Genomic DNA, 25326 nt, shown 5'->3' with positions numbered 1-25326 from the left:
CTGAAATGACCAAAGTCACCACGGATCGCGTTATTATTGTGGGGGCTGGCATTGGTGCGCTTTATGCAGCACTAAAGCTCGCGCCGCGGGCAGTGGTTGTGATTTCACCGGATGTTTTGGGTGAAGGTGCTAGTTCCTCTTGGGCACAAGGCGGTGTGGCCGCAGCAATGGATTTGTCTGACAGCCCTGAAAGCCACAGCCTGGACACCGTCAAGGCTGGCGCGGGCATAGTCGTTCCGGCTGTCGCTGATCTGGTCACACGCGAGGCGCGGCAATATATCCTCGACCTGACAACCTTGGGCACGCCATTCGATCGCACCAAGGATGGCAGTTATGTGTTGTCACGCGAAGCGGCGCATAGCTTCGCCCGTGTCGTTCGGGTGAAAGGGGATCAGGCAGGTAGTGAAATCATGGCTGCCCTGATCGAACGGGTGCATGAAACGCCTTCGGTTCAGGTGTTGGAAGGTGTCCTTGCCACGGCGCTGGACGTATCAAACGGTCGGGTGACTGGCGTCACGGTTCAGGACGCATCTGAAACAGAGTCCGAGCCCGTAACGCTATGCGGGCCTGCCGTATTGCTTGCCGGGGGTGGCTCTGGCGGGCTGTATGCCTTGACGACCAATCCGGCACGCATTCGCGGGCAAGTCATCGGGATGGCCGCGCGTGCTGGTGCACTTATTGCTGACGCCGAATTCGTTCAGTTTCATCCGACGGCAATGGATGTTGGTGAAGATCCGGCTCCGCTGGCAACCGAGGCGTTGCGCGGCGAAGGGGCAACCCTGATCAACAATAAGGGTGAGCGGTTCATGTTATCCGTTCACCCGGACGCAGAACTTGCCCCGCGAGACGTCGTTGCGCGTGCAATTTTTGCCGAAGTGCAGGCGGGTAACCAACCAATGCTGGACACCCGCGCCGCATTAGGCTCGAAGATTACGGACCTGTTCCCGGCAGTTGCCGAATACTGCGCGCGCAACGGTATCGACCCGGCCAACGAACCGATTCCGGTCGCACCGGCAGCGCATTATCACATGGGTGGTATTGCCACCGACACTGACGGTCGCGCGACACTTGACGGGCTTTGGGTCTGCGGCGAGGCATCTTCGACCGGCCTTCACGGTGCCAACCGGCTGGCCTCGAACGGGCTGCTTGAGGCGCTTGTTTTTGCGCGCATCTGCGCCGAAAGCATCGGGGCATCCGTTCTGGTGGTGTCAAATGCCGAACCAGTTGCATTGCAGTTTGTTCAGGTAGTGTCCCCTGACACGACAAAGGCTATCCAGGAGTTGCGCGAAACTATGACGCGTGACGTTGGCGTTGTCCGGGACCGGGCGGGCCTAAACCGTGCTCTGCAAACTATTGCGCAGTTGGAGGGGCAGCATGATACCTGCCCGTCATTTCGCAACATGTGTGCAACCGCGACCCTGATCGCTGCCGCAGCCTTGAAACGCGAAGAAAGCCGCGGTGCACACAAGCGATCTGACTTTCCAAACGCCAATGATGGGCCCGGAGAGCGGTCCCGGATGTATTTGTCCGAAGCAATGAGCATTCGGGCCAAAGCCTGCGAGGAACTGTCATGACAAATGCGATCCTGCCAGATCTGATCCTGGAACCCATGGTCCGAGCTGCGTTGATGGAGGATCTGGGAAGCTACGGTGATGTGACAACCCGCGCCGTGATCCCACAGGAAACAACCTACACAGCCAGCCTTAACGCGCGCGAGAACGCTGTCGTGTCGGGGATGCAAGTTGCTGCAATCGCGTTCCGGCTTGTGGATCCGTCGCTTGAGGTTGACGTGAGGATCAAGGATGGTTCGCGTTGCGCACGCGGTGATACGCTGATGACCATCAAAGGCTCTGCCGCATCGATCCTGTCGGGCGAACGTGTCGCTCTGAACTTTGCCGGACGCCTGACGGGTATTGCCACAAAGACTGCCGCATTTGTGGAGCAGACCAAGGGCACCACGGCCCGCATGACCTGCACGCGCAAAACCACACCAGGTCTGCGCATCGTGGAAAAACAAGCCGTGCTGCACGGTGGCGGTTTCAACCACCGCTATTCCTTATCAGATGCAATTCTGATCAAGGACAACCACATTGCTGCGGCCGGTGGCATCCGTCAGGTTCTTGAAGCCGCCAAGGCACAGGCCAGTCACATGATGGCGGTCGAAATTGAAGTTGATCGACTGGACCAGCTTACCGAAGTGCTGGACGTGGGCGGCGCTTCGGTTGTTTTGTTGGACAACATGGACAATGACATGCTGCGCGAAGCGGTTGCCATGGTGGGCGGGCGGTTGAAGACCGAAGCCAGCGGCAATGTGACATTGGAACGGGTCGCATCGATTGCGGGGACAGGGGTTGATTACATCTCGTCCGGTGCCTTGACGCATTCTGCCCGCACCGTCGATCTGGGGCTCGATTTCTGAAGGCGCGGCATTTCCGCTTGATTTATGATCGTTTGCGCCAACACAGTTGCGCATTCTGGTTTTATCGATAATAAATCCACAGCAACGCAAGCTGCAGAAAGTTTTATAGATAAAATGATCATCCCACACTCCGGCTGGACCCGTAAAACTGCGCAAGCTATTCATGATCTTCCGCTGATGGACCTTTTGTTCCGTGCGCAGACCGTGCATCGGGAAAACTTTGATCCAAACCAGATCCAGACTTCGAAGCTATTGTCGATCAAGACAGGTGGCTGCGCCGAAGATTGTGCCTATTGCTCGCAATCAGCCCGCAATGGATCAACCTTACCAGCATCGAAGCTGATCGAGGTTCAGCGCGTTCTGACCGAGGCCAAGAAAGCCCGCGATGGCGGCGCGACCCGGTTTTGCATGGGCGCGGCGTGGCGCGAGCCAAAGGCGCGTGACATGGATGCGCTGGTCGCGATGGTCGAGGGCGTCAAGGAACTGGGCATGGAAACCTGCATGACGTTGGGTATGCTCGACGACACCCAGGTGGTGCAGCTGCGCGATGCCGGTTTGGACTATTACAATCACAACATCGACACATCGGAACGCTATTACTCCGAAGTCATCACCACCCGTACCTTTGCGGATCGGATCGATACGATGAACCGGGTGCAGGAAGCAGGGATCAAGGTTTGCTCAGGCGGCATTCTGGGGATGGGTGAACATACTGGCGACCGTATCGACATGTTGCTGACATTGGCCAACATGACGCCTCCACCGGACTCGGTGCCGATCAATATGTTGATGCCGCAGGCCGATACCCCACTTGCCGACGCCGAGCCGATTGACCCGATCGACTTTGTGCGGATCATAGCAACGGCCCGCATTTTGATGCCCAAGTCCTATGTGCGGCTTTCGGCCGGGCGCAGCGACATGAGTGACGAGATGCAGGCGATGTGCTTTTTCGCCGGTGCCAACTCGATCTTTGTTGGCGAAACGCTTCTGACAGCAGAAAACCCCGAAGAAGACACCGACGCGGTCCTGTTTGCGAAACTTGGTCTTCAGGCCGAAAAAGCCGAAACGCGAAACTGCACGGAAGCTGCCGAATGAAAGCAGTCAACCGACTGGAATCGATGCTTGATGCGCTTCAAGCCCGGCACCGCCGCCGGGCCTTGATCCCAACGCAAGGGCTGGATTTCGCGTCGAATGACTATCTGGGTCTTGCCGGATCTCAAGTGTTACAACGTGCGGCGCATGATGCGTTGTCGCGGGGTGTGCCTGTAGGTTCGGGAGGTTCGCGTCTGTTGCGGGGCAACCACCCTGAACATGAAGCGCTGGAGCGGGAAGCGGCCGCATTCTTTGGAGCTGAGGCCGCGCTGTTCATGGGAGGCGGGTTTCAGGCCAATCAGGCGATCTTCTCCACGTTGCCTGCGGCTGAGGATTTGGTCCTTTATGACGCACTGGTTCACGCGAGCGCCCATGAAGGTATGCGGTCCAGCCGTGCAGACCTGCGTGCCTTCCGCCACAATGATGTTGCGGATGCACGTAACGTATTGCGCGACTGGCAATCTACAGGCGGTTCGGGCCAGGTCTGGATTGCCGTAGAAAGCGTGTATTCCATGGAAGGTGATCTGGCGCCGCTGGAAGACCTGTCCGTACTTGCGCGCGAAGCTGATGCGGTTTTGGTTGTTGATGAAGCCCACGCCACCGGCGTTTTCGGAGAGCGAGGCCGGGGTCTTGCGCATGACCTGAACGCTGATCTGCTGACATTGCATACCTGTGGTAAAGGGCTTGGTGTCTCAGGCGGGCTGATCTGCGGTCCGCGCGTGATGATAGATACCCTGATCAACCGCGCTCGTCCCTTCATCTTTGCGACCGCTCCGTCGCCATTGAACGCTTCTCTGGTTCGTGCTGCGCTACGGGAGCTGGCCAAGGATGTCAGTCTGGTTGAAGGTGCGCATGAACGTATGCGCCATGCCCATGACACCGCACGGGAACTGGGGTTGCCCGCAGCCGCGTTGAACAGCCAGATCATCCCGGTTGTACTGGGAGACGACGAGCGCACAATGGCGATGGCGGCCACTTTGCAGCAGCAGGGTTTTGACGTTCGGGGCATCCGCCCGCCCACTGTCCCAAAAGGCACATCCCGTTTGCGCGTCTCGATTACCGGAAATGTCACCCTTCAGGATATCTCGACCCTGTTTTCAACCATCGCAATCTGCCAGTCGGAGGCCGCATGAGCGCGCTGATCGTTACCGGAACCGACACCGGTGTCGGAAAAACCGTGTTTTCGGCCGGTCTGGCGGCAGCTTTGCAGGCCCGGTACTGGAAACCTGTTCAGTCTGGTCTTGAGGTTGCTACGGACACTGAAACCGTCAGCGCGCTGAGCGGTGCCGAGGTCCTGCCCGAAGCCTACCGGCTGAACATGCCCGCCTCACCGCATCTGTCTGCCGAAGACATGGGTATTGAGATTGACCTCTCGCGTCTTGACATTCCGAAAGTGGACGGGCCTCTGGTTGTCGAAGGGGCAGGGGGCCTTATGGTGCCGCTGAACCGCCAGTCGTTCTTTCTGGACCTGATTGCCGGATGGCAGGCTCCGGTTGTTCTTGTAGCGCGCACCGCCTTGGGAACGATCAACCACACCACATTGTCCCTAATGGTGCTTAGGGCTGCTGGTTGCGAGGTTGTCGGTGTCGCATTCGTGGGTGACCCCGTGCCGGACGTGGAGCAAACCATCGTAGAGATGTGCAAAGTGCATCATCTGGGACGCCTGCCATTTCTGAGCGACCTGACACCGCAGCGCCTGAACAGTGCTTTTTCGGCAATTGATGTGGCGACCATTCGGAGATTCCTGTGACCCCGTTGGAATTTGATGCGCGCCATCTGTGGCACCCTTATACTCATGTGCTTGAACCCGGCCCGATGCACCTGATTACCGGGGCAGAAGGTGTCTGGCTGACGCGTGCTGATGGCGTCAGAATGATCGACGCAATGTCGTCCTGGTGGTGTACGGTGCATGGGCACAGGCACCCGGCCATCATCGATGCGATGCAAAAGCAGCTGAATACACTGCCGCATGTGATGTTTGGTGGCCTGACCCATGAACCCGCCGTGGAACTTGGCCGCAGGTTGGTCGACCTCCTGCCAGATGGCCTGGATCGCATATTCTACAGCGACAGCGGCTCGGTCGCGATTGAAGTCGCGTTGAAGATGGCAGTCCAATACCAGATTGCCAATGGTCGGGGCGAACGGTCTGAATTTGCCACGATCCGGGGTGGCTATCACGGCGACACGTGGAAGGCCATGAGCGTTTGTGATCCCGTCAACGGGATGCATGGCCTGTTTCGCGGTGCGTTGTCGATCCAGCACTTTCTGCCACGCCCTCACATCCAGTTCGGCCGTGAATGGCCTGACAATCCCTCCGCGAACGGATTAGAGTCGCTGGAAGCGTTGCTGAACGACAAAGGCAACAGGATCGCCGCACTGATCCTTGAACCGGTGGTGCAGGGCGCTGGTGGGATGTATTTCTACCACCCTGCCTGGTTACGTGGTGCGCGTGCCTTGTGTGATGCGCATGACGTTTTGCTGATCTTCGATGAAATCGCGACCGGTTTCGGACGCAGCGGCGAGATGTTTGCAATGGATCACGCCGGGGTGGTTCCGGATATCCTGTGTCTTGGCAAGGCGCTGACCGGTGGGCATATCACTTTGGCCGCCACTATTGCGACCGAGGCCGTCGCTCACGGGATTGGCGAAAGCGAGGCCGGTGTTTTGATGCACGGTCCCACCTACATGGCCAACCCTTTGGCTTGCTCGGCAGGTGTGGCGAGCCTTGACCAGTTGCAACAGCGAAACTGGAAGCAGGAAGTTGCATCAATCTCGCAGCAGATGAAAACCGAACTCGCGCCCGCGCGCAATCTGCCCGGTGTTGCAGATGTGCGCGTTCTTGGCGCAATTGGCGTTATCGAGATGGAAGAGCGGGTCGACCCCTCCATCGCACATGGATTGGCCGCAGAAACCGGTGTTTGGCTGCGCCCGTTTGCTCGCAATATTTATTGCATGCCTCCCTATGTTATTTCGCCGGACGAACTGAGCAGGGTAACGTCTGCAATGCTTGCTCTGGCTGGGGGGCAGAAATGAAAAGCCGTTGGCTGGCCCAATCAGACGACTGTACTCTGACCCTTGTGTTCGGTGGATGGGCATTGGGCGATGCTCCGTTCCGGGGTCTTACGGGGGGCGGGAATATCCTGTTGGTGGAAGGCTACACCAGCCTCGATGATCCCCTGCCTGATCTCGCCCGTTTCGATCACATTGATATGCTGGCCTTTTCCTTTGGTGTCGCGTCGGCTGCGCATTGGCTGGAGTGCTCGGGCTTTCGTCCCGACCAATTGATCGCCATCAGCGGCACTTTGCATCCGGCGTGCCCGGAGCGTGGTATTGCGCCTGACATGATCAAGGCAACGGCGGCTCAGCTTTCCGAGCGCAGCTTTGCCAAGTTCTGCCGCCGCGCGGGTTTGCCAGGCGAGCCCCCGGAACTGGACATCGCAGCGGCGCGGCGGGAACTATTTGCCGTGATCCAACGCGGGTCTGCCCCTGATCCAGGTTTTGACAGAGTGTGGATACCCACAAACGACCGGATCATTCCGACAGCGGCCCAAGAAACGGCATGGGCCTCAACCTTGGCCCGAGTCGAGCATGTGGCGGGGCCGCACGTACCATTCCTACAGGGGCAAAGTTGGGCGAGTTGGGTATCATGACAGCGCAACTGGCAGACAGGGTGCAGCGGAGCTTTAGCCGAAGCTTTCAAACCTACCACGACACGGCAAATCAGCAAGCCTGGGTCGCAGGCAAGCTGGTCTCCGAACTGCGTCGTGCCGGAGCCCCGGGTCGTTTTGAAACTGTCTTCGAGCTGGGATGTGGCACAGGGCATCTGACCCGTCTGATGCGACAAAACTTTCACCTGCCAAACCTCATATTGAACGACATCGCGCCGCAGGCTCAGGCAACAGCGGATGCGGAACAGGCGACGTTCATTGCCGGTGATGCGCGTGAAGTTCACTGGCCTTCCCGGATTGATCTGATCGCCTCGGCTTCGATGATCCAATGGATGGAAAGCCCGCTTCAGTTGCTTCACAAAGCGATGGACGCGCTTGAGCCCGGCGGGTGGTTGGCGGTTTCGGGTTTTGGCCCTCAGCAATATCAAGAGCTTAGCGCGATCGGATCATCAGCGCGTGCACCGGGCCTTACTACGCCAGCTGCTCTTGCCGCTGCTGTCGACGGGCCGATTCAGGTATTGGCCGCTGGTGAAAGCCTGAGACAAACCTATTTCGATACGCCCCGCGAGGTTCTTAGGTATTTGCGAAGAACAGGTGTAAACGGCAGGGCGCAAGGGACATGGACCAAGTCCACGCTGGCTCGGTTCGAAAACGAATACGCTAAGGAATTCGGCACGGACTGCGGGGTCTCACTGACATATCATCCCGTGTGGATCATTGCCCGGAAGCGATAGGTGCTTATTCTGCCGTGGCCCAACGTAATTTGTGAGCCTGCCAGGCGGTCGCAAACTCCGCAGCCACGGCCCTCGGCCTTGATGCGATTGTCACCAGTTCCTTTTTGCGGTTGTTGCAGGCAATCAAATTTCATGTGCCCAGGGCGGCTCTGCCCCGGCGCGTGATACTGTTACAGCGGCAACAGTTGCGCCCAACGCCATGGCCGCCCGCAAGCTTTCGGGGGTCAGATTGCGCAGCCCTTGCTTTGTCAAATGCCCTGCGCGGCTGAGTTCGGTCAAAACCCCAGCATTAAACGTGTCGCCCGCGCCGATCGTGTCGACAACCTGAACAGGTTTTACAGGAACCGAAACCTTGGAACCGTCGGCCAAGTACCCGTTCGCCCCGTCGCCACCCCTGGTCACGATGAGGGCAGACGGACCGGTCTGCAATAAAAGGGACGCTTTGGCGGCCTCGGGTTCGGCTCCTGGGATGATCCAATCAAGATCTTCGTCTGAAACCTTCACAATATCGGACTGCGCAATCATGCGGTTCAGACGGGTTCGATACCGGGTCTGATCCTTGATGAAATCCGGTCGGATATTCGGATCCAACATCACTGCGCGATCCGCTCCGTGGCGGTTCAGAAGGGAGGCATAGGCATCCGCGCAGGGTTCACATGCCAGGCTGATACCCCCAAGATATAAGGCGGACACGGCTGTAAGCTGGTCCGGCATGTCCTCGGGTTGCAGCATTCGTCCAGCGGTGTTTTCATCAACAAAGCCGTAAGTGGCGTGACCGTCTTTTAGCTGTACGAACGCAAGGGTCGTGGGGCGGTCAGAGACGATCACATGTGACGTGTCAACATGGCTTGAAATCAGCGCCTTAGTAATTTGTTGGCCAAACATGTCAGACGACACACCGGTCAGCATTCCGACGGAAACACCCAGACGACCGACTGCGACCGCCGTGTTCAATATCGCCCCACCTGTGTGCGGTACAAATCCTTGTGCGCCCGACACTGTCGGCTCGGAAATCATGTCGATCAGGGCTTCACCACAGCACAGGATCATTTCGTAGTCCTTTTCAGATTATTTTGTCAGGAAGACCTGTTATCGCATCAAAGCGTTCTTGCAGAAATTGTTCGCCCCGATGATGCCGAACTCTGCTTGCTCGGATACATACAGGTTCAACGAGCGGCGCAGTTCGCTGAAACGGCCGCCGCCGTTGAATGCCTCTCTGAACTCATCACCGAACAACCAGCGGTTCTTTTCCGCGACGCCGCCAACAAGAAACACTCCGCCCGCAGGCATCAGTGTGACAGCCATGTCGCCCATCAAAGCTCCCAGATGGGTGTTGAACATCCGAGCTGCCTTTACCGCGACGGGGTCAGAATGGTCGCGGGCGTCGCGCAGGATGTCTTTCGCCGAGCGCGTTGGTGTCTGAACATGGCCTGCCGCCAGCCCGATCGCCTGATAGAGGATAGGCAAGCCCGTACCGCTGAGGAACATTTCAGCTTCCAGCGCGAGGCTGTCACCAAAGAAACACTCGGGCGCAATCCCGCGGGCTGCTTCAAAGATGTCAACTTCGTCTCGGTGACGCGGATACAGACCCACATGCCCACCTTCACCAGAGACTGTATGATAGTGGCCCTCGGAAAACAGCAACGCTCCCACGCCAAGCCCGGTGCCAGGACCCACCACCAATCGCGTGCCTGCGGGCGGTGTTGCGTGACCTTGCAAGACGGCAACATCTTTCTGGGTTACTTCTGCTACCGACCAGGCTGCAGCGGTGAAATCATTAATTACAAACGTATGACTGGCACCGGTGGCCTTGGCCAATTCGGCCTCGGACAGGTCCAGATTGGCATTTGTCAGCCGAATCGTGCCGTTTCGGACAGGGCCCGCCCCCGCCGCCACCACTGCCTGCGGATTTGTTCCGATTTCATCCCGAAGCGCGTGAAACGCTTCAAGCAGATCTTCCAGTGTCCCCGTCGGGCGCTTGCGCAGGTCTGTCAGCTCGCCGTTCGTAACCACGCCCAGCCGTGTGTTGGTGCCCCCTATGTCAGCAACCAGATTCCAATGCTCATGCACCGCACCGGATGGTTGCGCTAACGGCTGGGAGACGTTCTGACCCCCGGAAAGGGCAGACTTGAGCGCCATGAACGACGCTTTTGGTGTTCTCTCAAGCGTTTCAAAATCCACGTCCACCAGTCCAAACCTTTTCTCATACCCGAAGGCCCACTCGTAATTGTCCAGAAGCGACCAGACAAAATAGCCTTTTACCGGAACATCTTGTGCCAAAGCGTCCCGTACGGCGGCCAGGTGTCGGTCGAGATAATCGATGCGATCATCATCCCGCTGACGTTCCGCGCTCGCCATACCGTTTTCGGTGATATAGATTGGTAACCCGCCCGTATAGTCTTTCCGTGTTCGGATCAGGAAATTGGTCAGGGCGGATGGTTCGATTTCCCACCCCATCTGAGTTTTGGGCAAAGGCCCTGTAACTTCTTTCAGGGCTGGCCAGGTAGAGGTTGAAGGAGCGACCAGCTTTCGCGTGTAGTAGTTCAATCCGCACCAGTCGACGGGGGTTCCAATCGTATCAAAATCGTTTTGCCACCTTGCTGGTAGGTGTTGCTCCAGCCCTTCCAGCACATTTGCAGGATAAGATTGGTTAAATACTCCCCCAAGGAAGAACCGGTTGTAGATGCCATCATACAGGTCCGCTGCGCGCTGTGCTTCGGTGCTGCCATCGGCGGGCTCAGCCCATTCCAAGTTGAACACTGCTCCCAGATTGCTCATGCCCAGACTGCGCATGGCTTGAATAGCTTTTCCATGGGCCAACAAGACGTGGTGCATAGCTCGGGCGGTGGCGCGGATATCCCGTAGGCCGGGGGCATGGTGACCTTCAAAATGGCTTAGCCAGCTGACACACCAGGGTTCGTTTATCGGCGCAGCACTGAACATCCTGTCGCCGATCCGCCCCATAATAATTTCGGTATAGTCCGCAAACCATCCTGCGATGTCTCGGTTGCTCCATCCACCAATATCCGCAAGAGCAGAGGGCAATTCCCAATGATAGAGCGTCACACAAGGCCGGATCCCGCGTTCTAGCAACGCGTCAGCTAGTCGGTCATAGTAGTCCAGCCCAATCTGATTAACCTGACCACGTCCCTCTGGTAGCACCCGCGCCCAACTTGTTGAAAATCTATAACAGTCAAATCCGGCGTCGCGAACCAGATCGAAATCCTGTTCGAAACGGTTCAGGTGATCGCAGGCTATGTCGCCATTTTCACCTCGAACCACGTTGCCTGGTGAAGCTGCAAAAGTATCCCAGTGAGTCTGACCGGCCCCACCTTGCGCGTGCCCTTCGATCTGATAGGCAGAGGTAGCGACGCCAAAGAGGAAGTCCTCAGGGAAATCCGCGCGCGAGTGTTTCATGATCGCGACCTGTTTGGTGCGGGACCGGTTGATTCTCCCACTACCAACTCTGCCTCCAACAATCTAGTTTTGGCAGGATCATCCGGGGACGTGATCCGCTCGATCAGCATTTCTGCTGCCATCTCTCCGGCCAAGCGAACTGAAGAGCGAGTCGCAGTAAAGATCGGAACGTCTTGCCCGTTTTTTAAATAGGAAAGATCATCGTCATGAGCGATTACCGAGATATCTCGGCCCATTTTCAAACCAGCTTCGTCCATCGCGCGCCTGACACCGATCGCAGAAATCATGGAAGAAGTCAGGATGGCTGTGGGTGGATCGTCAAGTTGCAGCATCCCGTGCGTTTCACGATGCCCATAAACTTCGGTCATTTCCGCGCTGCGCATCAGATCAGGATCGACAGCCAGCTCGGCGTTTTTCAATGCCTCAAGGTACCCTTCGCGACGGCGTTGCGCGAAATCCATGTCTTCGAGCCCATTGATCAAAGCGATGCGGTGATGGCCTAGGTCGATCAGGAAACGCGTCGCGCGCAGGAACGAGCTTTTATTGTTAACGTCAATCCAATCATATGAAGCGTTCACACCCGTTGAGCGACCATGAACAATAAACGGCACACCCATTCGGGTCAGAACTTCGATCCGGGGCTCATTGACCTTCGGACTCTGCAAGACAACCCCGTCCACTGCGCCGCGTTGGAAGAGACTACGATACGCTTTCTCGATCGATGTATCGTCTGCATTTGTGAACATAATATCATAGCCATGTTTGGCGTATTTATTGGCAGCTCCGGCTACAAAGTCCCCAAAGATAGGGTTGACCATTTCATGCTGCGAAGAGCTTGGGATGACGTGGCCGATCACCATGGATCTACCAGTCGCCAATCCCTTGGCGCGACTGTTCGGGCGGTACCCATGTTTGTACGCCGCTGCCTGGACGCGCGCGCGCGTGTCTTCGCTGACTTCGGGGTACCCGTTGAGTGCGCGGCTGACCGTTGTCTGGGAAAGCCTGAGAATCTCTGAGAGCTGTTTCAGGTTCATTATGATTTCAAAGCGCCTTCAATATAGTGACCTAGTTTGTTTTGTTGATAATCGTCTTTCCCGTCAACTGCTATTGTGGATTGGCGCTGGGATGCTAAAAAATAAATGAAACAGGGTGGATGTTGACAGTTTAACTTTCATCGAAGATAAACCCACTATCCAAAGCGCTTTGAAAGAGAGTCTTTCTGGCGCGACAATGTGGGAGGAGGTTTTGATGAGACACTCGCTTTATGCAGGTGCGGCGATGTTCGCCCTGATGGCCGGGCCTGTTCAGGCGCAGGGTGAATTGATCCACGCCGTGGGTGTGGGTGGCTTTGACTGGGATGGGTTTCAGGCTTTTGCCGAAGCCAATGACCTATCCGGTGAAAGCCTGACCATTTTTGGTCCCTGGCTGGCGGGTGAAGGAAAGTCTTTCGAGAACCTTGTCGCATATTTCGACGCGGCGACCGGTGCCAGTTCAAGCTATGTTGGTTCGGATTCGCTTGAACAGCAAATCCTTATCGACGCGGCTGCGGGATCAGCACCAAACCTGACTGTCTTTCCGCAGCCCGGACTGGCGGCGAACCTAGCGAAGCAAGGGTATCTGACACCGCTTCCGGAAGGCTCGGCAGACTGGATCAGGGAAAACTTTGCAGCCGGTCAGTCCTGGGTGGATTTGGGTACTTTTGCCAACGCCGATGGGGCTGACGATTTTTATGGCTTTTTCTTCAACGTGAACGTCAAGTCCCTGGTCTGGTACATTCCTGAAAACTTTGAAGACTTTGGGTATGAAGTGCCTCAGACCATGGAAGAGTTTAAGGCGCTGATGGATCAGATGGTTGCTGATGGTGAAACACCCTTGTGTGTCGGATTGGCGTCAGGTGGAGCAACCGGGTGGCCAGCAACGGACTGGGTTGAGGACCTGATGCTGCGAACCCAGCCTCCGGAAGTCTATGACCAATGGGTGTCGAACGAGATGAAGTTTGACGATCCCCGTGTGATTGCTGCAATTGAGGAATATGGCAGCTTTACCCGCAATGACGACTATGTTGTTGGTAATGCGGACGACACCGCGGCTATTGATTTTCGCGACAGCCCAAAGGGTTTGTTCGACAGCCCGCCAGCCTGCATGATGCACCGCCAAGCGTCTTTTATTCCAGCATACTTCCCTGAAGGGACGGAACTGGGTGTTGACGCTGATTTCTTTTACTTCCCGGCCTATGCAGAAAAGGATTTAGGTACACCAGTGCTTGGGGCCGGGACGTTGTTTACAATTACGAACACAAATCCTGCGGCGGAAGCCTTTATGGAGTTTCTCAAGACGCCATTCGCGCACGAGATCATGATGTCGCAGGACGGTTTCCTGACGCCTCACTTGGGTGCAAATCCTGACAATTACGCGAATGACACGCAACGGGGTCAGGGGGAGATTTTAACCAACGCAACGACATTTCGCTTTGACGGGTCTGACCTGATGCCGGGTGCGGTCGGTGCCGGCACTTTTTGGACCGGGATGGTAGACTATTCGTCTGGTGCTAAAGATGCTGCCACCGTGGCTAGTGAAATCCAGTCCTCTTGGGACGCGGCAAAGTGATCAACGCACAGGGGGGCGGTCCAGTGACCGCCCGCTTGCCAAACGGATGAGCGCACCATGACACCGGCACTACAAGGCCTGCTGACGATCACCATCGGTGTGTCGGGTTGTGTAGGCTATTTCTACCTTTCAAACCTGTTTCTGGACAAAGTCCTGTTCCCGCCGCGCGGGCCAAACGCTGGCCAAAACATCAACCGCGCAAACTTGATCCGCCCGTGGTTGTTCCTGTTCCCGGCGCTTGCTGCATTGGGGCTGTATCTGGCGTATCCGGTGGTTGAAACCTTGCGCCTGTCGCTTACGGAACGCGTGCCTGGCAGCGGATATCGCTGGGTTGGCTTGGACAACTATACCCAAATGGCGGCTGAGCCGAAGTTTTGGGAAGCCATGCGCAATAACATGTTCTGGCTGATCGTTGTGCCAGCAATGTCAACGGCTTTTGGTCTTCTCGTGGCGCAACTGACCGACCGCATCCGCTGGGGTAACTTTGCCAAGTCCTTGATTTTCATGCCGATGGCCATTTCATTTGTTGGTGCATCGGTGATCTGGAAACTGGTTTATGACGCACGGCCGACTGAACAGGACCAGATAGGAATCCTGAACGCGCTGTACATCTTCTTCGGCGGCACCGAACCCAACACGTGGTTAACAATCCCCTTCTGGAACAGTTTCTTTCTGATGGTTGTCCTGATCTGGATACAGACTGGTTTTGCCATGGTTATCCTGTCGGCGGCTTTGCGCGGTATTCCCGAAGAAACCATCGAGGCGGCCATTTTGGATGGGGCCAATCCCTTTCAGATCTTCTTCAGGATCAAGGTGCCGCAGATCAAAACCACAATCCTTGTTGTTTGGACGACGATCACGATCACTGTTCTCAAAGTATTCGACATCGTCTTTGCCATGACCAACGGCCAGTGGGAGACGCAGGTGCTGGCAAACTACATGTACGACAAGCTTTTCCGCGCCAATGACTGGGGCGTCGGATCGGCCTCGGCCATGGTGATCATGTTGCTTGTCACGCCGATCCTCGTCTGGAACGTGCGCAACGCGCGCAAGGAGATGGAGTAAGCCATGAGCGACATCGCCGGAACCAAACCCGCGCTCAGATGGGTGGTGCATCTGTCAGTCATCTTCCTGGTGATCCTTTGGGTCATTCCGACGCTTGGCTTGCTGATTTCGTCCTTTCGGACGGCAGATCAGATTTCGTCCGGCGGCTGGTGGCGGTCTCTGTTTCCTTCTGAACAAAACCTGACGCTGCGCAGTGCCGCGCCCGAGGCGCAGGTGCTGGAAAACGGAGTGTATATCATTCAGGGGGCGTTGTTCGGCGAAGATGAGCAAGTAACGATTTCCAGATGGGGTATCAGTTCGCGTGATGTGGGGGTCTTTGAACCGGGCGAAACGGCCGAACTGCGCAGAGGAGGCATAATCACAGTAGATGAAGCTGGTAATTACCGGATGGAGAACTCTGAGGAATTTACCGGCAAACGCGGTGCGCGTATCTTCGTGACAGCCGAATTACCACCCGAGTTCACCTTGGACAATTACCGGAAAATTTTATTGGACCAGACCAACACAGACAGCATGGCCAAGGCATTCTTCAATACGCTAACCGTTACGATACCGGCGACAATCATCCCTATATTGGTCGCAGCCTTTGCGGCTTACGCGCTGGCGTGGATGGATTTTCCGGGCCGGGCGCTGCTGATCGCAGCGGTCGTTGGTCTTTTGGTCGTGCCGCTTCAGCTTGCCTTGATCCCGTTACTGAAATTTCACTTGAGCATCGGAATTGGCAAAGGGTACCTGGGGGTCTGGCTTGCCCATACAGGATTTGGAATGCCCCTGGCGATCTATTTGCTGCGTAACTACATGGCTGGGCTTCCGCGCGACCTGATCGAGAACGCACGCGTTGATGGGGCCACCGAGTTCCAAATATTCACTAAGCTGATCCTGCCACTTAGTTTTCCCGCTCTGGCGTCTTTTGCGATCTTCCAGTTCTTGTGGACATGGAACGACCTGTTGGTTGCCAAAGTTTTCCTGATCGATGCCACCGGACAGACCACTGTCATGACGAACCGCATCGTCGAGCTTTTGGGCACCCGCGGTGGCAATTGGGAAATCCTCGCGACGGCTGCCTTCGTGTCGATCTTCGTGCCGCTGGTCGTTTTCTTCGCGATGCAAAAATACCTGGTCCGGGGCTTGCTGGCCGGATCTGTCAAATAGAGGCGTCTGATGAACGTGCAGAACAACCTTGAACAATGCAAAGCAACAAAACTGTCTTCGGACTGGTGGCGCGGTGGTGTGATCTATCAGATCTACCCACGCAGTTTTCAGGACAGCAACGGGGATGGGATCGGCGATCTGAAGGGCATCACTGCGCGACTGGATTACATTGCCTCGCTGGGCGTTGATGCAATCTGGATTTCGCCGTTTTTCAAATCGCCGATGAAGGATTTTGGCTACGATGTCAGCGATTACCGCGATGTCGATCCCATGTTCGGGTCGCTGGCGGATTTCAAAGAGCTTTTGGATCAGGCCCATGCGAAGGGTCTGAGGATCATGATTGATCTGGTCCTGTCGCATACATCCGATCAGCACCCTTGGTTCATCGAAAGCCGCAGCAGTCGGGAAAACCCGAAATCCGACTGGTATGTTTGGGCGGATCCCAAACCGGATGGCACGCCGCCGAACAACTGGCTTTCGATCTTCGGCGGCTCGGCCTGGCAATGGGATGCACGACGCCTGCAATATTATTTGCACAACTTCCTGACATCGCAGCCGGATCTGAATTTCCACTGCCCGGATGTTCAGGATGCGTTGCTGGACGTGGCGCGGTTCTGGCTTGATCTGGGGGTGGATGGTTTTCGGCTGGATACCATCAATTTCTATTTCCACGACAAGGCGCTGCGCGACAATCCTGCGCTGCCGATGGATCAACGCAACGCCACGATCGCACCGGCCGTGAACCCCTACAACCATCAGGACCACCTGTTTTCAAAAAGCCAGCCCGAGAACATCGCCTTCCTCGAAAGACTTCGGGCCTTGACGGACGAATATGAAGGCCGGGCTTGTCTGGGCGAGGTCGGAGATGCGCAGCGTGGGCTCGAGATCATGGGCGAATACACATCCGGGGATAAGCGGATGCACATGTGTTATGCCTTCGAGTTCCTGGAAAATCGTTCATTGACAGCAACTTACACCAAGCACGTTTTCGACCAGCTGGAAGCGAAGGCAGGTGACGCATGGCCATGTTGGGCATTTTCCAACCATGATGTGCAGCGCCACGCTTCACGCTGGAATCTGAACGATGCAGCCGCGCGACAGTATGTGGTTTTGATGATGTGCCTGCGCGGCTCTGCATGCCTGTATCAGGGTGAGGAACTGGGCCTGCAAGAAGCTGACGTGCCGTTTGAAAAGCTGCAGGACCCGTATGGGCTCGAATTCTGGCCAGAATTCAAAGGTCGCGATGGATGCCGTACGCCGATGGTTTGGGCCGCTCAGGATGAACAGTCAGGCTTTAGTACAACCGAACCCTGGTTACCTGTAAGCGCCCGGCAAGCCGAACATGCAGTTGACCGGTTGGAAGCAGACCCGCAATCTATGCTGAACCACTATCGCCGCGCCATTGCATTGCGTCACACCCATTCAGCTTTGGCATCAGGTTTGCAGCGCGACCTGACCGAGGCTGGATCGGTTTTGTCCTTCCTGCGCGAGGATTCCCGGGAGAAGGTCTATTGTGCGTTCAATCTGGGGTCGGACACGACCAAGTTAAAACTGCCGGAAGGCAACTGGCGTTTCATTGGTCAAGAACTGGGCGGAGTTGGCGGTATAGGTAGCGTCACCCTTAGCGCTTCGCAATTTTGCCTGATGGTCAGAAACAAGGGGTAAGGCATGTCAGATCTCAAACTCACGGGGGTCGCCAAGTCCTATGGCCCAGTCGACGTGCTTAAAGACATCAATCTTGATATCGAACAGGGCGAACTGATCGTATTTGTTGGTCCGTCAGGCTGCGGAAAATCCACATTGTTGCGGATGATCGCTGGTCTGGAGAATATCACGGGCGGAACCCTGGAAATTGAAGGGCAGGTAATGAACGACGTCCCGCCTGCGCAACGTGGTATTGCGATGGTCTTTCAAAGCTACGCTTTGTACCCCCATATGACAGTAAGGGAAAATATGGCGTTTGCGCTGAAAATTGCCAAAATGCCTGCGACCGACGTCGACGCTGCCGTGAAACGAGCTGCACGCATACTGCAGCTGGAGCCGTTTCTGGATCGCTTGCCCAAGGCCCTGTCAGGCGGTCAACGTCAACGTGTCGCTATCGGACGGGCCATCGTGCGCGACCCCAAGGTATACTTGTTCGACGAACCGCTCTCGAACCTGGATGCGGCTCTGCGGGTTGCGACCCGGATCGAGATCGCGCGCCTGAAGGAGGCCATGCCTGACAGCACCATGATCTATGTGACCCATGATCAAGTCGAAGCCATGACGCTGGCGAGCCGAATTGTTGTGTTGGCCAACAAAGGCATCGCGCAGGTAGGAACACCGCTTGAACTCTATGAGACACCTGACAACGAATTTGTCGCCCAATTCATAGGCTCACCTTCCATGAACCTTTTGCCAGGTAAAATCACAAAGACTGGAGAAATGACAACTGTTGAGCTTGCATCAGGTGGAATTGCTGTGTCAGCGATTCCTACTGAAGACAGCGATCTCGGAAGACAGGTCGCAATCGGGGTTCGCCCCGAGGATTTTTTCATCACGAGCGAAGCCGCAGTCCTGACAGGAAAAGTGGATTTCACTGAAGCACTGGGAGAGGTCACGCTTCTATATTTTGAAAAGACTCAAGACTCCGAAGCTGCGATTGCCAAATTACCTGGCGTACAAAGAAATCTGCGTGGGCAGGTGGTATCCGTAGGGGCGGTCCCGGAAAAAGTGCATCTTTTTCACAACGGTGTTTCCATGCGAAAGTAACAGCTAGGTCGCATCTATACGGCGCTTGACAAGGATATAACTCATAATCCACCTTAATTGAAACGTTTCAATGGTGAGGGATGCGAGTTTCTGCCCAACTCTACACAGTGCGACAATGCGGTGATCTTGCAGATCAACTGCAATTGGTTGCGGCCTGCGGTTTTTCAGATGTCGAAACCACTGGCTTGCACGGCCTCACCCCCGCTCAGATGGCTGGCATTATTTTCGGGTCAGGCCTTAGTGTTCGGTCTGCACATTTTGATTGGGAAGAGTTCGAAGAGCGATTTTCGGATATCGTCGAAGTATTAAACCTAATGGAATGCCGGGTGGCTGTCATGCCTTGGCTGGCGCCCCAGGTGCGGCCCGACACTGCCGAGGGATGGAGGGTGGTGTCGGTCCAGTTGTCCAAATGGGCAAACCAGCTGATGGATCATGGTGTCAGCCTGGCGTATCACAATCATGATTTTGATCTTATCGGCGAGGTTGGCGACACACCTCTTGACCTGATCCTTTCCGGCGGAGATGTCTTTTGGCAGCCAGATATCGGTTGGCTGGTTGCGGCTGGCCTGGATCCGGCGGACGCGATCCGCCGCCACGCCAATCGAATCCTGTCCGTACATGCAAAGGATATCGACCCAGCAGGCGGAACAGGTGACGCGCGCTGGCGCGATTTGGGCGAAGGTGCGGTTGACTGGAACGCAACCCTGCACGCGCTTGCCTCGACCAACTGCATGGATCTTTTTGTTGAACATGACGAAACCGCAGATCACGTACGCACGCTGCAAACGGGTCGGTCGTTTTTGACGGAACAATTGGCAGGGTTTGAGTGATGGCGCGGGCGACGATCAAATCGATTGCCAGAAGTACCGGGTATTCCGTTGGCACAGTCTCAAATGCTCTGCGGGATTCCGTATCGGTGAAGCGGGAAACCCGGGAAGAGATTCAGAAAGTTGCATCGGAGCTGGGATACCGGGTGAATCTGGATGGCCTAAAGCTGCGCACTAATAAGTCCTATAGAATTGCGGTCATGGTCAGTGTTTCAAATGATGCGGCGGAAGAGTGGGAAGGTGTAGAGTTTACGCGAATTCTGGCCGGGATATCCAATGCGCTAATAGGATCACGCTATCAGCTGAGCGTATTTAGCACATGTGATGGCGAGGCTGCGCTGCAGACGTTGAAGTCCATCGTGCAGGAAGGGCAGGCTGATGGCGTGATCTTTTCCGGCACGCGTGTTCATGATGAACGCATCGCGTATCTGCAGGGGCAGGGTTTTCCTTTTGTCACATACGGCATGAGCGACAGCCCCCAACCGCATCCTTTTGTGGATCTCGACAGTCAGGCAGCGGCCTATGATGCCACGGCTCGACTACTTGCGCTGGGGCATCGTCGCATCGCTTTGATAAACCCGCCGGATGACCTGATCTATGCACAACAACGCCGCCGGGGGTATGCTGATGCGCTGTCAGAATGCGGTGTGGAGTTGGACCCGGCACTGGTATCCACCGGCCCGACCACCGCAGAATCCGGTCAGCAGAAATTTGCGACGCTAATGCAGTTGCCGAAACCGCCGAGCGCCATCATCTGTGCAAATGAGGCCATAACCCTTGGGGCTCTGTCAGCTGCCGATAAAGCCGGAGTGCATGTTGGCAGGGACGTTGTGGTCATCTCGAACGATGACTTGAAGCTCAGCCAGTATTTTGTACCGCCACCCAGCACTTATTACTTGCCGATTGCTGAAACAAGCCGTCTGCTGGGTGAGTTCATGTTGAAAACCTTGGACGGTGTCGATCCGTCCGAGATTCAAAAAAAGATCAGGGCCACATTGATCGAGCGGCAACCTGACTCCCCGGCGCCGGAAGCGGCGCAGACCACCTGATCCAATAAAGGAGTACCTGAACATGATTAAGAACCTACTTGCCGCTGCCACACTCACGACGCTGATGGCTCCAGCGGCCATTGCTGCTGACCTGGAAGGGCGTGTTCTGAAAATCGGAACCGATGCGACATACCCACCGATGGAAACCGTGGATGAAACAACCGGAGAGATCGTGGGCTTTGATGTCGATGTGATGAATGCGATCTGTGCGAAGGTCAATTGCGTTCCCAACTTCGTAAACACCGCCTGGGACGGTATCTTTGCGGCCCTTCAGCAGGGTGAGTTCGATCTGGTTATCTCGGGCGTGTCGATCACACCGGAACGCGAAGAAACCATGGACTTTTCCGAGCCTTACATCGTTGTCAGCCAAGCCATTCTGTTGCAGGTTGATAATGCTGACATGACACTTGAGGACTTCAAAGCCGGTGGCCAGAAACTGGCCGCGCAAACCGCGACGACCAACGCCCAATTGGCGGAAGAGCTTGTCGGGCGCGAGAATGTCAGCCTTTACGACAACTTCTCGGCCGCCATTCTGGCGCTTCAGAACGCGGACGTTCAGGGCGTGATCATCGATGGCACTTCGGCGGCGGCCTATGAACAGGAATTTGCGGGCGAATTGACTGTTGGCATTACAGGCCTGCAATCCGACCCGTTAGGCATCGTGTTTCAGGAAGGTGATCCGACAGTGGATGCAATTAACGCTGGTCTGAAAGCCATACAGGAGGACGGAACACTGGACGAGCTGACGGCCAAATACTGGGGCACCAACTGATCCATTAGCGCCCTTTTTTGGTCCGGCGGTCAGCACCGCCGGGCCTTGTTTTAGCGGAGAATTTCCATGTCGCGCCTCAGCACGATCCGCCCGAGTAACCTGGTGTTGCTCGCTGCAGCGCCCTTTATTATCTACCTGTTCGCTACATCCTCAAAATACTTGCGGTCGTTGGTCGCAATTCTGGGGATCGGCATCGACGCGGGGCCCATTTTTGTAGGGTTTCTGCTGATTTCGACCGTTGCGATCCTTGGATATCTTTGCGCCCGGTACGCGCGGTTTTCACAAAACTCCCCCGGCTGGTTGAGGTTCAGTGCGCTTGCTGCGTTACCGGCTGCTGCGGCGCTTTTGGTCATCAGCTTTGTTTCTCCGCAGCTTCTGATGCCATTTGCCGAGTCGGTCTTCTTTCATGCGCTCAGCGAAAACACCTCACCCCTTATCGATCGATCCAGTCAGACCTGGGTACTGTTTCCGGACGTGATCGCCAAGGTTCAGTCGGGACTACAAGTTTTCCTCACAGTTTACGCGGCTGTCGTCGCACTATGCCTGATTTCGGCACGTTTGCAGCCGCCCTGGCGCAGGCGCGTCTTGTTGGGGTTGGAGTGTCTCACGGGCGCGGTTCTGTTTTATCTCATGTTCATGGCTCATTGGCAGTTCGCAACCGGGGTGGCCATTACATTCCGTGCGGCCATTTTTGCCTATATCTTCGCGGCCATTCTTGGTTTGGTCTGGGTCGGGCTGCAATCGTTCAAACCAAAGGCACGTACGACGGTCGTCTATGGTTCGATCAGTTTGGCAATGCTGGCAGCCTCGGCATTTTCCTTTATGCAGCCGCAGGTCAGCTTTGTTCTGGTGGGCAGCACAGAGGGGCGTATCGCGGTTGTGCGCGGCACGCCGCAGGCGCAGGCTGACGTCATCCGGTTTGGCGAGTTCGAGGGGGCCGATGGTCAGCAGTATCGGATCCGCAGCGCAACCGATGCCACTGCCGCGCTTGAACAGATCGAAACGGTCGACAGCGTCTCGGGCGCTTTTGTTCCGGCGGAGGCGCATACGCAAGGTTATCCGGTCCTGTGGCAAACAAGATTTCTACCCGATAAGTACCGCAATCCGGCCCTGGCATTTGCCGTGCTCGGGTTTTTGTTGCTGACACTGACCATCGGCGGGGCTCAGCATAAACTGCACCCGCTGGCGGTCGGGGCCGAATTTTTCGTGGATACGATACGCGGCATTCCGATGCTGGTAATCATTCTTTATATCGGTTTGCCGCTGGCGGGCGCAGTCAAGGATGTTACCGGCGGCGGAATCGATATGACCAATATGACACGGGGGATCATCGCGATCTCGGTTGGCTATTCCGCCTATATGGCCGAAATTTTCCGGTCCGGGATCGAGGCGATACCGAAAGGCCAATTGGAAGCGGGCAGCTCTCTGGGTTTGTCGCGATGGCATACGGCGCGGCTTATTGTTCTGCCGCAAGCCCTTCGGATTGTAACTCCACCGCTTGGCAACGAGTTCATCGCGATGATCAAGGACACGTCATTGCTGTCTATCCTGTCCGTCCGCGACATGACCCAGAGGATGCGCGAATTTCAGGCGGCTAGCTTTTTGCCCTTTGCCCCCTTCAACACGGCAGCAATCCTGTATGTCGTTCTCACACTCGGCTGCGCCAGTTTCCTGAAGTGGATCGAACGACGCATGGCAAAGGACACACGATGAGCGCGCTGGAACTTGGGGTTTGTTACTACCCCGAACAGTGGGACCCTTTGCAATGGCGAGACGATGCCGCCCGAATGGCAGATATGGGGTTGGATTGGGTGCGGATTGCTGAATTCACCTGGGGCCTGATCGAACCCGCGCGCGGTCAGTTCCACTGGGGCTGGCTGGATGAGGTGATTGAGATTTTGGGGCAAGCCGGTCTGCGGGTCATGATGTCCACCCCAACAGCCGCCCCCCCAAAATGGTTGATCGATGAGTACCCCGAAATCCTGCCTGTAGGGCCGGATGGTCGGGTCAGAGGGTTCGGTTCGCGCAGGCATTATTGTTTTTCCAGTGAGGTTTATCTGACCGAGGCGCAAAGGATCGCAACCGAATACGCTCGCAGATATGGTCAGAATTCGTATGTACAAGCGTGGCAGATCGACAATGAGTATAACGACCACGATACAGTTCTCAGCTATTCCGATGCCGCGCGGACTGGTTTTCAGAACTGGTTGGAGGAACGATATGGTGCAATCGACGTATTGAACGACGCGTGGGGAACCGTTTTCTGGGGGTCGCTTTACTCACGGTTTGGTCAGATCGAACTGCCCAACGGGCTGGTCGCCATGCCCAATCCAGCCCACGCGCTGGATTTCGCGCGCTATTCTTCAGAGCGGGTTCGGCTGTTCAACAAAACGCAGGTGGATGTTCTGCGCAAATATGCGCCGGGCCGGGATATCACCCATAACTTTATGGCAGGCAGTTTCGAGTTCGATCACCACGTCGTGGCTGCTGATCTGGATATTGTCGGGTTCGACAGTTACCCGCTGGGGAACCTATTGGGCTCTTCCCTTTCGGATGAAGAAAAGCGCCGTTATCTGCGCACCGGCGCACCGGATTATCAGGGATTTCATTGTGATTTGTATCGCAGTCAGGGGCGCGGTCGGATGTGGGTGCTGGAACAGCAGCCGGGCCCGGTAGATTGGGCCGATAAGAATCCGTCTCCGGCAGAGGGGATGGTTCGGCTTTGGACCTGGGCGGCCTATGCACATGGCGCGCAAGCCGTGATGTTTTTTCGCTGGCGACAGGCAAGATCTGCTCAAGAACAATACCATACAGCGATATTACGGTCAGATGGTAGCCTGGATCAGGCCGCAATTGAATTGGCTGAGATCGTAAAGGACCGCGCCATTTTGCCACCCGAGAGGCGGGCAAAAGCGCGGGTTGCAATGCTGCTGGATTATACCTCTATCTGGGCGGCGGATATCCTGCCGCATGACAGGGATTTCCCCAATGCCCAGATTTTTCGCGAGTGGTACACTGCTATTCGTGGTTTTGGGGTCGATCTTGATTTTGTTGGCCCTGAAGATGAGCTGAGCGACTACGCCCTCATCGTACTATCGCAAAGCATGATCGTGACGGCTGACCTTGCAGACAAGCTTGACGCTTCGGGAGCCAAGATACTGATTGGTGCCCGTTCCGGCAGCAAGACATCCGGGATGAACACTCCGTCCAATCTGGCTCCGGGCGAATTGGCAAAGTTAACAGGTATCCGTGTCACGCGCGTCGAATCACTCCCTTCACTTGCGCAGGAGGCTGTGGTTCTTCACGGTGGACAGCAATTTGAATTCACAGGCTGGCGTGAAATCATCGAGACCAATGAGCACGTATTGGCCCGCTTCAAGAGCGCTTATTGTGATGCCAGCCCAGCGGTAATCCGTTCTGACCGCACGACCTATCTGGCAATGGTTCCGCGAAATGAGCTTTTGCAGGCGATTGTCGGTGAGGTACTGAACTGGGCTGGGGTAAATGCAACGCCTTGCGACCCCGATATACGCATAACCCAACGCGGCTCGACCTACTACGCGTTCAACTTCAGTGACGTTTCAAAGCCTTTGCCTGTTGGTCGTGCACGTCAAATTCTGCTTGGTTCAGATCCGGTCAATCCAAGGGACGTTACCGTTTGGCGGGAGAATGCGGCGCCTCATAATTCAGCTTAGACGTGTCAAATCGTGAAACTGGACATAAGAATTTCGAAAACTGTCACTTTTGGACTGACGGATGGGCGCAGAAAGTCC

At 56.0% G+C, this 25326-nt stretch carries 21 protein-coding genes and 1 pseudogene; 18 read left to right on the top strand and 4 right to left on the bottom strand.

The window, feature by feature from the left end; all coding sequences use genetic code 11:
- Window positions 1-5: 5 nt before the first annotated feature.
- The 8 genes from I9182_RS06500 to I9182_RS06465 all read left to right on the top strand — a co-directional run bounded on the left by I9182_RS06500 (window position 6) and on the right by I9182_RS06465 (window position 7913).
- Complete coding sequence (locus tag I9182_RS06500) at window positions 6-1574, top strand: L-aspartate oxidase (protein ID WP_209507674.1); 1569 nt, start codon at window positions 6-8, stop codon at window positions 1572-1574.
- Window positions 1571-2419, top strand: coding sequence for a carboxylating nicotinate-nucleotide diphosphorylase (gene nadC, locus I9182_RS06495; RefSeq protein WP_209507672.1), 849 nt, complete (start codon window positions 1571-1573; stop codon window positions 2417-2419). Before I9182_RS06500 ends, nadC begins: the two co-directional genes overlap by 4 nt.
- Window positions 2420-2533: 114 nt before the next feature.
- Complete coding sequence (bioB, locus tag I9182_RS06490; protein WP_209507670.1) at window positions 2534-3514, top strand: biotin synthase BioB; 981 nt, start codon at window positions 2534-2536, stop codon at window positions 3512-3514.
- Entirely contained in the window at window positions 3511-4644 is a 1134-nt protein-coding gene (locus I9182_RS06485) for an 8-amino-7-oxononanoate synthase (protein WP_209597363.1), read from the top strand. The genes bioB and I9182_RS06485 overlap by 4 nt, the downstream gene beginning before the upstream one ends.
- Window positions 4641-5261: a dethiobiotin synthase gene (gene bioD, locus I9182_RS06480; protein WP_209597362.1), complete on the top strand. Its 621-nt coding sequence runs from the start codon at window positions 4641-4643 to the stop codon at window positions 5259-5261. Before I9182_RS06485 ends, bioD begins: the two co-directional genes overlap by 4 nt.
- On the top strand, window positions 5258-6544 hold the full coding sequence (gene bioA, locus I9182_RS06475; RefSeq protein ID WP_209597360.1) for an adenosylmethionine--8-amino-7-oxononanoate transaminase: 1287 nt from the start codon (window positions 5258-5260) through the stop codon (window positions 6542-6544). The genes bioD and bioA overlap by 4 nt, the downstream gene beginning before the upstream one ends.
- Window positions 6541-7161, top strand: a complete 621-nt coding sequence (locus I9182_RS06470; RefSeq protein ID WP_209597358.1) for a pimeloyl-ACP methyl esterase BioG family protein — start codon at window positions 6541-6543, stop codon at window positions 7159-7161. The genes bioA and I9182_RS06470 overlap by 4 nt, the downstream gene beginning before the upstream one ends.
- A complete protein-coding gene (locus I9182_RS06465; RefSeq protein ID WP_209597356.1) occupies window positions 7158-7913 on the top strand; it encodes a methyltransferase domain-containing protein in 756 nt (251 codons plus the stop codon). Before I9182_RS06470 ends, I9182_RS06465 begins: the two co-directional genes overlap by 4 nt.
- A 123-nt stretch (window positions 7914-8036) precedes the next feature.
- On the opposite strand, the gene I9182_RS06460 is transcribed toward I9182_RS06465, so the two are convergent.
- The 4 genes and pseudogenes from I9182_RS06460 to I9182_RS06450 form a co-directional block, all read right to left on the bottom strand.
- Window positions 8037-8963, bottom strand: coding sequence for a carbohydrate kinase (locus tag I9182_RS06460; protein ID WP_209597354.1), 927 nt, complete (start codon window positions 8961-8963; stop codon window positions 8037-8039).
- Window positions 8964-9002: 39 nt separating this feature from the next.
- Window positions 9003-10052 (bottom strand): ROK family protein, encoded by a 1050-nt coding sequence (locus tag I9182_RS20390; RefSeq protein WP_245222539.1) that lies wholly within the window; start codon window positions 10050-10052, stop codon window positions 9003-9005.
- A pseudogene (locus I9182_RS20385) lies at window positions 10029-11330 on the bottom strand (GH1 family beta-glucosidase); the annotation flags it as partial. The pseudogene I9182_RS20385 and the gene I9182_RS20390, both read right to left, overlap by 24 nt.
- Entirely contained in the window at window positions 11327-12364 is a 1038-nt protein-coding gene (locus I9182_RS06450) for a substrate-binding domain-containing protein (protein WP_209507653.1), read from the bottom strand. The pseudogene I9182_RS20385 and the gene I9182_RS06450, both read right to left, overlap by 4 nt.
- A gap of 214 nt (window positions 12365-12578) precedes the next feature.
- Here I9182_RS06450 and I9182_RS06445 point away from each other — a divergent pair, with 214 nt between their 5' ends.
- The 10 genes from I9182_RS06445 to I9182_RS06400 all read left to right on the top strand — a co-directional run bounded on the left by I9182_RS06445 (window position 12579) and on the right by I9182_RS06400 (window position 25248).
- On the top strand, window positions 12579-13937 hold the full coding sequence (locus I9182_RS06445) for an ABC transporter substrate-binding protein (protein WP_209597350.1): 1359 nt from the start codon (window positions 12579-12581) through the stop codon (window positions 13935-13937).
- Between the two features lie 57 nt (window positions 13938-13994).
- Window positions 13995-15002 (top strand): sugar ABC transporter permease, encoded by a 1008-nt coding sequence (locus I9182_RS06440; RefSeq protein ID WP_209597348.1) that lies wholly within the window; start codon window positions 13995-13997, stop codon window positions 15000-15002.
- 3 nt (window positions 15003-15005) lie between these two features.
- Window positions 15006-16154: a carbohydrate ABC transporter permease gene (locus I9182_RS06435; RefSeq protein ID WP_209597346.1), complete on the top strand. Its 1149-nt coding sequence runs from the start codon at window positions 15006-15008 to the stop codon at window positions 16152-16154.
- A gap of 9 nt (window positions 16155-16163) precedes the next feature.
- Entirely contained in the window at window positions 16164-17819 is a 1656-nt protein-coding gene (locus I9182_RS06430; RefSeq protein WP_209597344.1) for an alpha-amylase family glycosyl hydrolase, read from the top strand.
- A 3-nt stretch (window positions 17820-17822) separates the two neighbouring features.
- Window positions 17823-18905, top strand: coding sequence for a sn-glycerol-3-phosphate ABC transporter ATP-binding protein UgpC (ugpC, locus tag I9182_RS06425; protein ID WP_209597342.1), 1083 nt, complete (start codon window positions 17823-17825; stop codon window positions 18903-18905).
- An 80-nt stretch (window positions 18906-18985) separates the two neighbouring features.
- On the top strand, window positions 18986-19735 hold the full coding sequence (locus I9182_RS06420; protein WP_209597340.1) for a sugar phosphate isomerase/epimerase: 750 nt from the start codon (window positions 18986-18988) through the stop codon (window positions 19733-19735).
- On the top strand, window positions 19735-20781 hold the full coding sequence (locus tag I9182_RS06415; RefSeq protein ID WP_209597338.1) for a LacI family DNA-binding transcriptional regulator: 1047 nt from the start codon (window positions 19735-19737) through the stop codon (window positions 20779-20781). The genes I9182_RS06420 and I9182_RS06415 overlap by 1 nt, the downstream gene beginning before the upstream one ends.
- 22 nt (window positions 20782-20803) lie before the next feature.
- The gene (locus I9182_RS06410) at window positions 20804-21553 is read left to right on the top strand and encodes a basic amino acid ABC transporter substrate-binding protein (RefSeq protein ID WP_209597336.1); all 750 of its coding nucleotides are present in this window, start codon (window positions 20804-20806) and stop codon (window positions 21551-21553) included.
- 66 nt (window positions 21554-21619) lie between these two features.
- Window positions 21620-23266, top strand: coding sequence for an amino acid ABC transporter permease (locus I9182_RS06405; protein ID WP_209507635.1), 1647 nt, complete (start codon window positions 21620-21622; stop codon window positions 23264-23266).
- Complete coding sequence (locus I9182_RS06400; RefSeq protein ID WP_209597334.1) at window positions 23263-25248, top strand: beta-galactosidase; 1986 nt, start codon at window positions 23263-23265, stop codon at window positions 25246-25248. The genes I9182_RS06405 and I9182_RS06400 overlap by 4 nt, the downstream gene beginning before the upstream one ends.
- The last annotated feature ends 78 nt before the right edge of the window (window positions 25249-25326 follow it).

It is taken from the genome of Ruegeria sp. HKCCSP351 (assembly GCF_017872535.1).
In the GTDB taxonomy this organism is placed as follows: Bacteria; Pseudomonadota; Alphaproteobacteria; order Rhodobacterales; family Rhodobacteraceae; genus Ruegeria.
The sequence above is the reverse complement of the archived record's forward strand: the minus strand, read 5'-3'. Positions and strand labels throughout refer to the sequence as shown.

Coding starts and splice junctions, on each gene's coding strand:
- I9182_RS06500 (WP_209507674.1), top strand. CDS start 6: ATGACCAAAGTCACCACGGATCGCGTTATTATTGTGGGGGCTGGCATT.
- nadC (WP_209507672.1), top strand. CDS start 1,571: ATGACAAATGCGATCCTGCCAGATCTGATCCTGGAACCCATGGTCCGA.
- bioB (WP_209507670.1), top strand. CDS start 2,534: ATGATCATCCCACACTCCGGCTGGACCCGTAAAACTGCGCAAGCTATT.
- I9182_RS06485 (WP_209597363.1), top strand. CDS start 3,511: ATGAAAGCAGTCAACCGACTGGAATCGATGCTTGATGCGCTTCAAGCC.
- bioD (WP_209597362.1), top strand. CDS start 4,641: ATGAGCGCGCTGATCGTTACCGGAACCGACACCGGTGTCGGAAAAACC.
- I9182_RS06470 (WP_209597358.1), top strand. CDS start 6,541: ATGAAAAGCCGTTGGCTGGCCCAATCAGACGACTGTACTCTGACCCTT.
- I9182_RS06465 (WP_209597356.1), top strand. CDS start 7,158: ATGACAGCGCAACTGGCAGACAGGGTGCAGCGGAGCTTTAGCCGAAGC.
- I9182_RS06460 (WP_209597354.1), bottom strand. CDS start 8,963: ATGATCCTGTGCTGTGGTGAAGCCCTGATCGACATGATTTCCGAGCCG.
- I9182_RS20390 (WP_245222539.1), bottom strand. CDS start 10,052: ATGGCGCTCAAGTCTGCCCTTTCCGGGGGTCAGAACGTCTCCCAGCCG.
- I9182_RS06450 (WP_209507653.1), bottom strand. CDS start 12,364: ATGAACCTGAAACAGCTCTCAGAGATTCTCAGGCTTTCCCAGACAACG.
- I9182_RS06445 (WP_209597350.1), top strand. CDS start 12,579: ATGAGACACTCGCTTTATGCAGGTGCGGCGATGTTCGCCCTGATGGCC.
- I9182_RS06440 (WP_209597348.1), top strand. CDS start 13,995: ATGACACCGGCACTACAAGGCCTGCTGACGATCACCATCGGTGTGTCG.
- I9182_RS06435 (WP_209597346.1), top strand. CDS start 15,006: ATGAGCGACATCGCCGGAACCAAACCCGCGCTCAGATGGGTGGTGCAT.
- I9182_RS06430 (WP_209597344.1), top strand. CDS start 16,164: ATGAACGTGCAGAACAACCTTGAACAATGCAAAGCAACAAAACTGTCT.
- ugpC (WP_209597342.1), top strand. CDS start 17,823: ATGTCAGATCTCAAACTCACGGGGGTCGCCAAGTCCTATGGCCCAGTC.
- I9182_RS06420 (WP_209597340.1), top strand. CDS start 18,986: ATGCGAGTTTCTGCCCAACTCTACACAGTGCGACAATGCGGTGATCTT.
- I9182_RS06415 (WP_209597338.1), top strand. CDS start 19,735: ATGGCGCGGGCGACGATCAAATCGATTGCCAGAAGTACCGGGTATTCC.
- I9182_RS06410 (WP_209597336.1), top strand. CDS start 20,804: ATGATTAAGAACCTACTTGCCGCTGCCACACTCACGACGCTGATGGCT.
- I9182_RS06405 (WP_209507635.1), top strand. CDS start 21,620: ATGTCGCGCCTCAGCACGATCCGCCCGAGTAACCTGGTGTTGCTCGCT.
- I9182_RS06400 (WP_209597334.1), top strand. CDS start 23,263: ATGAGCGCGCTGGAACTTGGGGTTTGTTACTACCCCGAACAGTGGGAC.